Annotated in this window: 11 protein-coding genes; 3 read left to right on the forward strand and 8 right to left on the reverse strand. The window is 61.5% G+C overall.

Annotated features, from left to right (window positions below; genetic code table 11):
• Positions 1-118: 118 nt before the first annotated feature.
• Positions 119-2,869, forward strand: coding sequence for a bifunctional diguanylate cyclase/phosphodiesterase (locus NZ453_RS10080; RefSeq protein WP_263770422.1), 2,751 nt, complete (start codon positions 119-121; stop codon positions 2,867-2,869).
• 30 nt (positions 2,870-2,899) lie between these two features.
• On the opposite strand, the gene NZ453_RS10085 is transcribed toward NZ453_RS10080, so the two are convergent.
• The 8 genes from NZ453_RS10085 to NZ453_RS10120 all read right to left on the reverse strand — a co-directional run bounded on the left by NZ453_RS10085 (position 2,900) and on the right by NZ453_RS10120 (position 9,788).
• Complete coding sequence (locus NZ453_RS10085; protein WP_263770423.1) at positions 2,900-3,277, reverse strand: non-heme iron oxygenase ferredoxin subunit; 378 nt, start codon at positions 3,275-3,277, stop codon at positions 2,900-2,902.
• A gap of 33 nt (positions 3,278-3,310) precedes the next feature.
• The gene (locus NZ453_RS10090) at positions 3,311-3,661 is read right to left on the reverse strand and encodes an SUF system Fe-S cluster assembly protein (RefSeq protein WP_263770424.1); all 351 of its coding nucleotides are present in this window, start codon (positions 3,659-3,661) and stop codon (positions 3,311-3,313) included.
• Between the two features lie 26 nt (positions 3,662-3,687).
• A complete protein-coding gene (gene sufU / locus NZ453_RS10095; protein WP_263770425.1) occupies positions 3,688-4,134 on the reverse strand; it encodes a Fe-S cluster assembly sulfur transfer protein SufU in 447 nt (148 codons plus the stop codon).
• A complete protein-coding gene (locus NZ453_RS10100; protein ID WP_263770426.1) occupies positions 4,134-5,366 on the reverse strand; it encodes a cysteine desulfurase in 1,233 nt (410 codons plus the stop codon). The genes sufU and NZ453_RS10100 overlap by 1 nt, the downstream gene beginning before the upstream one ends.
• Positions 5,367-5,427: 61 nt before the next feature.
• Complete coding sequence (gene sufD / locus NZ453_RS10105; protein ID WP_263770427.1) at positions 5,428-6,753, reverse strand: Fe-S cluster assembly protein SufD; 1,326 nt, start codon at positions 6,751-6,753, stop codon at positions 5,428-5,430.
• 2 nt (positions 6,754-6,755) lie between these two features.
• Entirely contained in the window at positions 6,756-7,586 is an 831-nt protein-coding gene (gene sufC / locus NZ453_RS10110; protein ID WP_338051158.1) for a Fe-S cluster assembly ATPase SufC, read from the reverse strand.
• Positions 7,587-7,632: 46 nt separating this feature from the next.
• Positions 7,633-9,081: a Fe-S cluster assembly protein SufB gene (sufB, locus tag NZ453_RS10115; RefSeq protein ID WP_263770429.1), complete on the reverse strand. Its 1,449-nt coding sequence runs from the start codon at positions 9,079-9,081 to the stop codon at positions 7,633-7,635.
• A 125-nt stretch (positions 9,082-9,206) separates the two neighbouring features.
• Complete coding sequence (locus NZ453_RS10120) at positions 9,207-9,788, reverse strand: Yip1 family protein (protein WP_263770430.1); 582 nt, start codon at positions 9,786-9,788, stop codon at positions 9,207-9,209.
• Between the two features lie 332 nt (positions 9,789-10,120).
• Here NZ453_RS10120 and NZ453_RS10125 point away from each other — a divergent pair, with 332 nt between their 5' ends.
• Together NZ453_RS10125 and NZ453_RS10130 are read left to right on the forward strand one after the other, a co-directional pair.
• Positions 10,121-10,315, forward strand: a complete 195-nt coding sequence (locus tag NZ453_RS10125) for a hypothetical protein (RefSeq protein WP_263770433.1) — start codon at positions 10,121-10,123, stop codon at positions 10,313-10,315.
• A gap of 234 nt (positions 10,316-10,549) precedes the next feature.
• Positions 10,550-12,472: a PrkA family serine protein kinase gene (locus NZ453_RS10130; RefSeq protein ID WP_263770434.1), complete on the forward strand. Its 1,923-nt coding sequence runs from the start codon at positions 10,550-10,552 to the stop codon at positions 12,470-12,472.
• The last annotated feature ends 154 nt before the right edge of the window (positions 12,473-12,626 follow it).

The following is a 12,626-nucleotide window of genomic DNA, read 5'->3' on the forward strand; positions in this document are numbered from 1 at the left end:
GGTCCAGACTGTGTCATAACGAGTCCGTGCCGGTCGGATGGGATGCCGGTTGGCGTGCTGGATCGCTTGTTACGGGGGTATGGCCTAGGTGGAGCTTCGGAAGCGCGCCGGAGGATGGTTGTTTGCTGCGCTCGTGACGCTGAACGTCGCGGCGGTGGCGCTTACCGTTTTAGCCTTAAAGCTCCTCTACGAGCGGGATATCGGCTTGGCCGAGACCCGCAGCCGGAGTGTTGCTCTGGCGATTGAGTTGGCGTTGAGCAACGAGATCAGCAAGATCGATCTTTCCCTGTCCACCCTCATTTCGGAGGTCGGGCACCATCCGTTGAACGAGGAGGATGGTGCCGTCCACGCGATTCGCGACCAAGTACGACAGCATCGCCTCCAACTGGTGGAAACCGAACCGTGGAGTCTTGCCGACGCCGAGGGGCGAGTTATTTTTAGCGAGGGCGGCGACGCATTGCCGGGTATATCGCTGGCCGATCAGGATTACTTTAGGGCGATGAAAGCGGGGCGTTTGACGGGTCTCGTGATGACACGCCCGCTGCGCAACTCATCGACGGGAAACGAAGTTGTCGTTTTTGCTCGCGCTTTCAAGAACAGTGCCGGGAACTTCGGCGGGATCGCGGTGATTCCTTTGCCACTTTTGTATCTCTACCAGTTGCTCGCCACGTTCGACATCGGCCCGGATGGGGTGATCAGCCTGCGCGATCAGGAAATGGGCATCATCACGCGCTTTCCCTCGATGCACCGGGGCGTTCCGATCGCCGTGGGCGACACGCGGATGAGTCCGGAAGCAACGCGTCTTCTCCAATCCGGGCGAATGGTCGGCTCGTATCATGCGCGCACGGCGATTGATCAAGTGGAACGCATCTACGGTTACCGCGCGATCAGTCAGGGCGCGTTCTACACCTTTGTCGGTGTGTCGAAGCAGGCCGCGCTCGCCGGCTGGAGGAATCTGGCTGTCGGACTATCGGCGTTCCTCGTGCTGTTCCTCACCGTCACCAATGTTTCCGGGCTTCTTCTGCATCGCTACTGGAAACGCCAAAATGCATTTTCGCGATCGCTGCAGGAGAGTAACGATCGGCTGGCGGCGTCACTTGAGGAGCTAGGGCTGCGCGACAAGGCGCTCCTGGCAGCGCAGGATGCCGGGGGGCTGGGCACGTATACGCTCGACATCGCGAGCGGCGTGTGGACCTCGCCCGCGAAGCTCGATGAACTGTTCGGCATCGACAGCGCATTTCCGCGGACGGTGGACGGATGGCTGGCGCTGATTCACGCCGACGATCGCGCGCAGATGCGATCCTATTTTATGCATGAAGTCATCGCCAAGCGTGGTGTGTTCGACCGGCAATACCGGATCTTGAGGCCGTCGGACGGCAAGGTGCGGTGGGTGCGCGGCTTGGGCAAGCTCGAATTCGACGAGCGAGGCACTCCCATTCGTATGAGCGGCACGATCCAGGACATCACGCCGTTGAAGGAGAGCCAGCGACGACTGGAGCGCATGGCCTTCTTCGACAGCCTCACCAGCCTGCCCAATCGCACCTTGCTCTCTGACCGTATGCGCCGGGCCATTGCCCAGTGCCGGCGCAAGGAAGGTCAGGTGCTGGGGGTGTGCTACCTTGACCTCGACGGTTTCAAAGCGGTCAATGACCAGCGCGGTCACGCCGTCGGCGATCAACTCCTCATCGAGGTGGCCAAGCGGCTGCAGAGCTGCACGCGCAGCATCGACACGGTGGCGCGCCTCGGAGGTGACGAGTTTGTGGTGCTCTTCTGCGGGCTTGAAGACGGCGCGGCGATCGAAAATGCTGTATCGCGGTTGCTGCAAACATCGAGCGAGCCATACCACGTGGGCGGGATGCGCGCCCTCGTGACGCTCAGCATCGGGGTGACGATCTTTCCCTTTGACGCGGCCGACGAGCCCGACGTGCTCCTGCGCCACGCCGACCACGCGATGTATGAGGCGAAGCGCAACGGCAAGAACCGCATGCACTTCTTCGATACCGAGAGCGAACGTCGGTATCGCGACCATCAGCAACAATATGCCCGGCTCGTGGAGGCGCTTGCCAACGGCGAGTTCCGACTGTTCTACCAACCCAAGGTCTCGCTGGAGACAGGCAAAGTGGTGGGCGCCGAAGCGCTGATGCGCTGGCTACATCCCGAGCAGGGTTTGCTTGCCCCGGGCAGCTTCCTGCATGTGATCGAGGCCACCGAACTTACGATGCCGGTCGGCGAATGGGTGCTGCAGGAGGCGCTCGCACAACGGCAGCGTTGGCATGAGCAGGGGATCGACCTGGAGGTCAGCGTCAACATCTTCGGTCTCCATTTGCAGCGCGCAGACTTTGCCGAGCGCCTGCAAACCATTCTCGCCGCCTACCCGGCGCTCGATCCGGCCGGCCTGGAACTCGAGATCCTCGAGACGACGGCGCTTGAGGATCTCGACGAGGTGACGGAGCGTGTCCTCGAATGCAAGCGGCTCGGCGTCCGCTTCTCGCTCGACGACTTCGGCACGGGCTACTCGTCGCTCACCTATCTGCGCAAGCTGCCGGTGGAACGGGTGAAGATTGACCGTTTCTTCATTCACGACATGCTGGGCAATGCCGAAGCGCGGGAAGTCGTCCACGGCATCGTCGGCATGGCGCATGGTCTTGGACGAGATGTCGTGGCGGAAGGTGTTGAGAGCTTGGCGCTCGGTGTGCCGCTGGTCGGATGCGGTTGCGATATCGCGCAGGGCTACGGCATTGCCCGGCCGATGCCGGCCGAGGAAATCCCTGCATGGTTGGAAAAATGGACGCCACCGGTGCTTTGGCAGGAAGCGACGCCCGAGGACGTGCTCTATTTCGGCAGCAGCTTGCTCGAGGCCGCCCACTGAGCGGACAGTGCTTGGAAAGCCGGTTTCCCGCTATTCGTCGAATCGATTGTCCCGAACCTGCACGCGTCCTTCGACGACGCGAACCGGAAAAGTCGCCACCGGCTCGTAGGCCGGCGGTGTCAGTGCCTCGCCGGTAACAAGAGAGAACCGCGCCTGATGGCGAGGGCAGATGATCTGGTCGCCGTCGATTTCGCCGCTCGATAGCTCTTCGGCATCGTGCGAGCACATATCCTCGATGGCATAGAAGCGGCCATTGACGTTGGCGACTGCTACCTGCGTTCCTGCCAGGTCGACCGTCCGGCACGTTCCTAGGCGAAAGCTCGCCACGTCGGCCACGTCGACCCAATCATCCCAATTGTCTCCATCGTTCATTTCCTGGGTTTCCCCGCCATCGTTCATCGCGTCCATTGCTCCCTCTTGTTGCGCATGCTGAGCCGAGTGCTAGATCAAGCCGAGTTGCAGCCGGGCCGCCTCGCCCATCATCTCCATCGACCAGGGCGGTTCCCACACAAGCTCGACCTCCACATTCTCGACCCCCTCGACCATCCACACCGCGCGGCTGACCGTGTCAGGGAAGGTTTGGGCGACGGGGCACGTCGGAGCAGTGAGCGTCATGCGCACGTGCACCGCTCCTTTTTCCTCGTCGATATCGAGCGCGTAGACCAAACCAAGATCGTAGATGTTGACCGGGATCTCCGGGTCGAACACCTTGCGCAATGCGGCGATCACACGGGTTTCGAGCGGGCTGCGATTGTCGTCGGCAACCGTCGGGGAAGTCGTTTCATCGTTCATTTCGGTCTCGCTTTGTTTCGCGACGCTCATTCCGTCGACACCGGTTCCGCACGGTCACGTAGCGCCGCCTGCAGCGTATGCCAGGCGAGCGTCGCGCACTTCACGCGGGTCGGGAACTCGCGCACGCCAGCGAACACGTTCAGCTTGCCGAGCGACGGGGACTCCTCGGGCGCCGAGCCGGTGACGAGGTCGTGGAAGGCGCCGAAAAGCGCTTCGACCTGCGCTTCGGTCTTGCCTTTGAGCGCCTCGGTCATCAGCGATGCGGAGGCGGTGGAGATGGCGCAGCCGGCACCATCGAAGCGCGCGTCTTGCACGATGCCGTTTTCGACCTTGAGATACAGCGTCAGGCGGTCGCCGCACAGGGGATTGAAGCCCTCGGCACTGTGGTTGTGACCGGGCAGTTCTCCGCGGTTGCGAGGGCGACGGCTGTGATCGATGATCACTTCCTGATAAAGCTCGCGCAGGTCAGACATCAGGCAAAAACCTCCTTCACACGACGCAGGGCGGCGAACAGGGCGTCGACCTCGTCGCGGGTGTTGTAAAGGCCGAATGAGGCGCGCACGGTCGCCGGCACGCCGAAACGCCCCATCACCGGCATGGCGCAATGATGGCCCGTGCGCACGGCGACTCCTTCCAGATCGAGGATGGTGCCGATGTCGTGCGGGTGTACGCCGTCGAGGACGAAGGAGAAAATGCCCGCTTTGTCCTTTGCGGTTCCGATCGGGCGCAAGCCGGGAAAATCGGCCGCCCGCTCGTTGGCGCGGATCAGCAAGTCGTTTTCGTGGCCCGCAATGGCGTCGAGCCCGATGTCTTCAACGTAGTCGATGGCGGCAGAGAGGGCGACGCCGCCGGCGATGTTCGGTGTGCCGGCCTCGAACTTATAGGGAAGGTCGTTCCAGGTGCTTTTGTTGAAGCTCACCTCCCGGATCATGTCACCGCCGCCTTGCCACGGCGGCATCGCGTCGAGCAGCCGCGCCTTGCCGTAAAGGGCACCGATGCCCGTCGGGCCGTACAGTTTGTGTCCGGAGAATACGTAGAAATCGCAGTCGAGCGCTTGCACATCGACGCGCGCGTGCGGTGCCGCCTGCGCGCCGTCGACCAACACGACAGCGCCGTTGGCGTGTGCCATTTCGATCAGTTCGCGTACCGGGTTGATGGTGCCGAGGGCGTTCGAAATATGAGTGAATGCCGCGATCCGCGTGCGTGGCCCGAGCAGGTGCTCGAACGACGTCAGATTAAGTTCGCCCGCGTCGTTGATCGACGCGACACGTAGCACCGCCCCGCTGCGTTCGCACAGGAGCTGCCATGGAACGATGTTGGAGTGATGCTCCATGGCCGTGATCAGCACTTCATCGCCGGACTTGAGCCGTTGTCCGTAGCTGGCGGCAACGAGATTGATCGCCTCGGTCGCTCCGCGCACGAAGACAATTTCCTCGCGCCGCGCGGCGTTGAGGAAGCGGCGTACTCGTTCGCGTGACGCCTCGTATGCGTCGGTGGCCTCCTGGCTGAGGAGGTGCACGCCGCGGTGAATGTTCGCGTTCATCGTCCTGTAATAACGCAGCTCGGTATCGATCACCGCCCGCGGCTTCTGGCTTGTCGCCGCATTGTCGAGATAGACGAGCGGGCGGCCATGGACCTCGCGGTCGAGAATCGGGAAGTCGCGCCGGATGCGTGCAATGTCGTATCGGTCGTTCGAAGCAATCATGGTTCATGTCTCCGCAGGCAGGAAGCGAAGCGCACCAGCGTTTCGCGACGGCGTACCCGCTTCATGCCAGTTTCTCCAACGGCTGAGGCAAGCGGGCGCGGATAAGCGCGTCGATTCGGTCGCGTAGAGCGGCAAAAGAAACACGTTCGGCCATTTCCGCCGCGAAGCCGTAGGTGAGCAGGGCGCGCGCAGAGGCGTCGTCCACCCCGCGCGACCGTAGATAGAAGATCTGGTCGACGTCGAGTTGGCCGACCGTCGCGCCGTGGCTGCACTTGACGTCGTCCGCCCAGATTTCAAGTTGCGGGCGGGTATCGACCTCCGCATTATCCGAAAGCAACAGGTTGCGGTTCGTCTGCTCGGCATCGCTTCTCTGCGCATTCGGTTGCACGACGATCTTGCCGTTGAAAACGCCGTGGCCGGCGCCCGCCATCACGCCTTTGTAAAGCTCGCGGCTCGTGCCGCGGGGCTGGTTATGATCGATCCGCGTATGGTGATCGATGTGCTGGCGGCTATTTGGCATGTACAGGCCGTCGAGCGTGCATTGCGCGCCTTCTCCATTGAGCGCGACATTGATTCCCACGCGCGCCAGCACCCCACCGAACGCATGCGAGCCGGAAACGAAATGCCCATCGCGTGCCACGTCGGCGGTTACGGCGGCGATATGGAAAGCCGCCCTGCCTTCGTCCTGCACCTTGTGGTGTTCGATGCGTGCGCCACGCTTTATCGTGATATCGGTGACGACGTTGGTGAAGTAGGCCGCGTCGGTCAAGGCCGCGTGCTGCTCAATGATCGCTGCCCGGCTATTGGGGCCGGCGACGATGATGTTACGCGTATGCGTGGCGGTGTCCGGCGTTGTCGCCAGGTAGAGGACATGAATCGGTTCGACCAGTTCGACGCCAGCTTCCAGCGCGACGAAAAGTCCGTCGGACATCCATGCCGTGTTCAAGGCCGTGAACGTCGAAGCTCGGGGTGTCGCGCGCGTCATTGCCGCCTCGACTTCCTCAGGCTGCGTTTCCAGCATGGCCGCCACGCTGGAAACTGCGGCACCGACTGGCAATGGGCGAAGCGATGAAAGCTCGGGAACGTGGCGGCCGTCGACGAACACCAGCATCGAGGTCCCGGGGAGGGCGAGCCCGGCGACAATGCTCGCGTCAAACGCCGAGGCGGCGCGTATCGTCGGTAGCGTGAAGCGTTTCTTCTCGATCGGCGCTACGTTGGTGTATTTCCAGCCCTCGTCGCGGGGTGTGGGAAAGCCAAGGGCGACGAAGCGCTTTATCGCATCCTCGCGCAGCGCCGTGAGCCACTGCAGCCGGCGTCCCGGGAGTTGCGATTTGTGCTGCGCATACTCGTCGAGATGGTATTTGTGTGATTCACCCAGCAGGCGCATGGCTATTCTCCGCTGGGTGTACTCGTCGCCGTTCGGCCGGCGGGGGCGGCTCCGCTCGGAAGCGATTTTTCGGCGGGTGCGCCATTCTCCACCCAGGCATAGCCGCGGCGTTCAAGCTCGCGCGCGAGTTCGGGACCGCCCGAAAGCGCGATGCGTCCCTGCGCCAATACGTGAATGTGGTCGGGGATGACGTAATCGAGCAGACGCTGGTAGTGCGTTATCAGGACGATGCCCCGATCGGAACGGCGCATCGCTTGAATACCGTCGGCCACGGTGCGCAGCGCATCGATGTCTAGGCCCGAATCCGTTTCGTCGAGGATCGCCAGGCGCGGTTCGAGCAGGGCCATCTGCAGGATTTCGTTGCGCTTCTTCTCGCCGCCGGAAAAACCCTGATTCACCGGGCGGTACAACAACGCCTCGTCCATGCCCATGGTGGTGAGCTTGTCGCGCACGAGGGCCAGAAAATCCATGGCGTCGAGTTCTTCCTCGCCGCGATGCTTGCGCGCCGCATTCACCGCCGCCTTGAGCAGGTAGATATTCGATACGCCGGGGATTTCGACCGGGTATTGAAAGGCGAGGAAGACGCCCGCGCGCGCGCGCTCTTCCGGGGCAATGTCGAGCAGGCTGTGTCCGTCGTAAAGGATCTCGCCGCTGGTCACGGTGTAACGATCGCGACCGGCGAGCACGTACGCCAGGGTGCTTTTGCCCGAGCCGTTCGGCCCCATCACGGCATGCACTTCACCGGCGCGCACGGTAAGGTCGAGGCCGCGCAAGATCGGACGGACGGCGGCGCCATCGTCGACACCGGCGTGTAAGTTACGTATCTCCAACAAAGTGTTCATTCGCTTTCCATTGTGTTCGATCAGGTTCGCCGCCTCATTAGCCGACGCTCCCTTCCAGGCTGATGCCCAGAAGCTTTTGCGCCTCGACCGCGAATTCCATCGGCAATTCCTTGAACACTTCCTTGCAGAAACCGTTCACGATCATGGCCACAGCATCCTCCGCGGAGAGCCCCCGGCTCTGGCAGTAGAAAAGCTGGTCCTCGCCGATGCGCGAGGTTGTCGCTTCGTGCTCGATCTGAGCGCCCGGGTTCTTCACTTCAATATAGGGGAAGGTATGCGCCGCGCATTGGTCGCCGAGTAACAGTGAGTCGCATTGCGTGTAATTGCGTGCGTTGACCGCGCTCTTGGCCACCTTCACCAGTCCGCGGTAGGCGTTATGCCCGTGTCCGGCGGAAATGCCTTTGGAAAGAATCGTGCTACGCGTGTTCTTGCCCAGGTGGATCATCTTGGTTCCGGTGTCCGCCTGCTGATGGTTGTTGGTGAGCGCCACCGAGTAAAACTCGCCGATGGAGTTGTCCCCGCGCAGGACGACGCTGGGGTACTTCCACGTGATGGCTGAGCCCGTCTCGACCTGCGTCCACGAGATCCGCGCGTTATCGCCGCGGCACTCGCCGCGCTTGGTGACGAAATTGTAGATGCCGCCTTTGCCGTTCTTGTCGCCGGGGTACCAGTTCTGCACGGTCGAGTACTTGATCTGCGCATCTTCGAGCGCAATCAATTCGACGACGGCCGCATGCAATTGATTCTCGTCGCGCATCGGCGCTGTGCAGCCTTCGAGGTAGCTCACGTAGGCCCCCTTGTCGGCGATGATCAGCGTGCGTTCGAATTGCCCGGTATTGCGCGCGTTGATGCGGAAGTACGTCGACAGTTCCATCGGGCAGCGCACGCCGGGCGGGATATAGCAGAACGAACCGTCCGAGAATACCGCCGAGTTGAGACAGGCGAAGTAGTTGTCGGTGTAGGGAACGACCGAGCCGAGGTACTTCTGCACGAGCTCGGGGTACTCTTTCACCGCGTCAGAGAACGAACTGAAGATGATGCCGAGTTCGGCCAGCTTTGCTTTGAACGTGGTCGCTACCGACACGCTGTCGAAGACCGCATCGACGGCGACGCCGGCCAGCATTTCGCGTTCGGCCAACGGCACGCCGAGTTTTTCGTAGGTGCGCAGGAGTTCGGGGTCGACCTCGTCCAGGCTGCGTGGCCCTACCTTTTTCGACTTGGGCGCCGAGTAGTAGGAGATCGCCTGGTAATCGATCGGCGGATACTTCACCGACGACCACTTCGGTTCCGTCATCGTCAGCCAATGCCGGTACGCTTGAAGCCGCCAGTCGAGCATGAACGCCGGCTCGCCCTTCTTTTCGGAGATCAGGCGAATGACGTTCTCGTCGAGCCCGTGGGGAACGGTATCGCTTTCGAGTGGCGTGAAGAATCCCTGGCGATACTTCTGGCCGATGAATTCGTCAAGGTTGAAGGTCGGGCTGCCCATAAAACGTTTCCTCCGTTCCCAGGTCGGACCGGTCGCTTTCGCCGAGGTTCAACCTCGCCGGCGAACGGTCCGCCGGAGGGCATTCGGAGCAAGCCTCCGGCGCACGCTTTCCGTGCGCCAGATTTTCAGCTCAGCACGGCGCCCCAAGCCACGAAAGCGGCGACGATCATCGTTACCCACGCCACCAAACCGGCGGCGAGCACCGAGCCGGCGACCAGCAGCGAATGCCCCTCATCGGGTAGACGGTATGTGCGGTCGACGCCCTGATATATCAAGGCCGCTGAACCAGCGAGCGCGAGCAACGTCACGGTGAGATTGAAGGCAAGGCTCGGCACGGCGAGGGCGAGCGGCGCCAGCCAGAGCGGCGTCGGGACGACGGCCGCGAAAGCGAACGCCGCATGGTACGGCGGCTCGGCGTTGGCCACCGAGCCAATCTTCTGCAACACGAATCCCATGATCGGCACCATCAGAAGTTCGGCGGCAAAGAAGATCGCCGCGAGGGTCATCGCCTGATTGGGCCCAATGTCGAGCAGAGGCAACTCGTCACCGTAATTCCGCCACGCGTACATAAGCATGGCGGGCGGGATCAGGGACATGGGAATCACATAGGCCAGATAGACTTTGGCTACCGACGGATGGAAGCGCGTCAGCCAGTCCCAGCCTTCGCGCCGCGAAACGAGCATTCTTGGGAACATCATGAGGTTCATGGTCGCTCCTTTCGTTGTGTTTCGTCATGAGATGAGGCACGCATTTGACCCACCAACGCGAATTTGGTTTGCAAACCTCGCGGGCGGCCTACCGAATTCAACTAGGTTTGAGGTAGGAGTGGCAGAAGGCAAATTGCGCTGACGCGCGCAGTGCGGCGTCACGGATCCTTTCTCCTCAACGGCCAGTGTTTGGACGATAGATGCTAGCCCGAGGGGGAACTTCGCCAAAAAACGCGGCGTCGAAGTGCACGAACGGGACGGAGCGCGTCGTCTGGGCTGTGTCGCCCAGCCGGGCAATGCGTTTCCCGTGTCCCGGGTTTGGATTGAACACCATGAACGATGATCGCCGACACGACCGCGTCGACGCCCGGCTCGACGCCGTGGTGAACAAAGGATTGGCCGCCGCCATGCTGGTCAATCTGTCGGCGGGTCTGAAGATCATGAGCGACGGAGGCGTGCCTCCAGACGTCGCGGTGCGCGTTTGCCTCGAACCGCAGCACCGGCGGGCGACGGACTGGAAACGCTAGCGCACTTCTTCCCAAATCGGTGTTTTTGCTATCGGGCGATGTCTGCCGGGTTGGCGTTCGGCTGCCGGTCGTGTACCGGCGGGCCGGTGCTTGCGGCGTGCATGCATGCTCACGGACCGAAAACACGACGAATGCCTGTTACAAGCTGAAACGGAAAACCCGGGAAAGGCGCAAACCTTTTCCCGATACGCTGCTCTAACAAGCGGGATGCAGCGCTCACGAAGGAGGTTGGGAATGTCGATCTTTGCCCGATATCAGAGCCGTTACGAAGCGGCGCAAGAAGAGGAAATGACGATCCAGGAGTATCTGGAACTGTGCAAGCACGATCGCAACGGTTATGCCAGCGTCGCGGAAAGGATGCTGGAAGCGATTGGTGAGCCGGAGCTGGTGGATACGCGCACCGACCAACGCCTCTCGCGCATTTTCGCCAACAAGATGCTGCGCCGTTACCCGGCCTTCCGCGATCTCTACGGAATGGAAGAGGTGATCGAGCACATCGTCTCGTACTTCCGACACGCGGCGCAGGGGCTGGAAGAAAAGAAACAGATCCTTTACCTGCTGGGCCCGGTGGGCGGCGGAAAATCATCGCTCGCCGAGAAACTCAAGCACCTCATCGAGCGAGTTCCCTTCTATGCGATCAAGGGATCACCGGTGCATGAATCTCCGCTCGGTCTTTTCAATCCCTTGGAGGACGCTGATCTGTTGGAAGAGGACTACGGTATTCCGCGCCGTTATCTGAACACGATCATGAGCCCGTGGGCCGTGAAACGCTTGCACGAGTATGGTGGCGACATAACGAAGTTCCGCGTCGTCAAACTCTACCCGTCGGTGCTTTCGCAGATCGCCGTCGCCAAGACGGAGCCGGGTGACGAGAACAACCAGGACATCTCGTCGCTGGTGGGCAAGATCGATATCCGCAAGCTGGAGACCTACTCGCAGGACGACCCGGACGCGTACTCGTATTCCGGCGGCCTGTGCCTGGCGAACCGCGGCGTGCTCGAGTTCGTCGAAATGTTCAAGGCGCCGATCAAAGTCCTGCACCCCTTGCTGACCGCCACGCAGGAAGGCAACTACAAGGGTACGGAAGGCTTCGGCGCGATCCCGTTCGACGGGTTGATCCTCGCGCACTCGAACGAGGCCGAATGGCTGTCGTTCAAGAACAACCGCAACAACGAAGCGTTCCTCGACCGGATCTACATCGTCAAGGTGCCGTATTCGCTGCGTGTGTCGGACGAAGTGCACATCTACGAAAAGTTGCTCGTCAACTCCTCGCTGGACCAAGCCCCGTGCGCACCGGACACGCTGCGCATGATGGCGCAATTCTCGGTGCTTTCGCGTCTGAAGGAACCGGAGAACTCGAGCATCTTTTCCAAGATGCGGGTGTACGACGGCGAGAACCTGAAGGACACCGACCCGAAGGCCAAGAGCTACCAGGAGTACCGCGACTTCGCTGGTGTGGACGAAGGCATGACCGGGTTATCGACCCGGTTCGCGTTCAAGATCCTGTCAAAGGTCTTTAACTTCGATCACCGCGAGGTGGCGGCGAATCCGGTGCACCTCATGTACGTGCTCGAACAGCAGATCGAGCAGGAGCAGTTCCCGGCGGAAATCGAGGAGCGGTATCTGCGCTTCATCAAGGAATACCTCTCGCCGCGTTATGCCGAGTTCATCGGCAAGGAGATCCAGACGGCCTATCTCGAGAGCTACTCGGAGTACGGCCAGAACATCTTCGACCGCTACGTGCTTTACGCCGACTTCTGGATTCAGGACCAGGAATTCCGCGATCCGAATACCGGCGAGATGCTCGATCGCAACGCGCTCAACGAGGAGCTGGAAAAGATCGAGAAGCCTGCGGGAATATCGAATCCGAAGGACTTCCGCAACGAGGTGGTGAACTTCGTGCTGCGGGCGCGGGCGAAGAACGGTGGGCGCAACCCGACATGGACCTCGTACGAAAAGCTGCGCGCGGTCATCGAACGCAAGATGTTCTCGAACACCGAGGAGCTGTTGCCGGTGATCTCGTTCAATGCCAAGGCGAGCGGCGAAGAGCAGAAGAAGCATCGCGATTTCGTCGATCGCATGGTGGCGAAGGGTTACACCGAGAAGCAGGTGCGGCTGCTGTGCGAGTGGTATCTGCGCGTGCGCAAGTCGTCATAGTCGGCGGACGAAGGACAAGGCGCGACGACGACGCGACGAAAGGAGCAGGCTTGCGGCAAGGAGATGTGCGACATCACGGCGGCCCGGGTTGTGCCGGAACGAGACCGGGGTCTGCTCCGGGCTCTCCGCGCACGGTTGTGGCGTTGCGCATGAC

The organism is Propionivibrio soli, assembly GCF_025770765.1.
GTDB lineage: Bacteria > Pseudomonadota > Gammaproteobacteria > Burkholderiales > Rhodocyclaceae > Propionivibrio > Propionivibrio soli.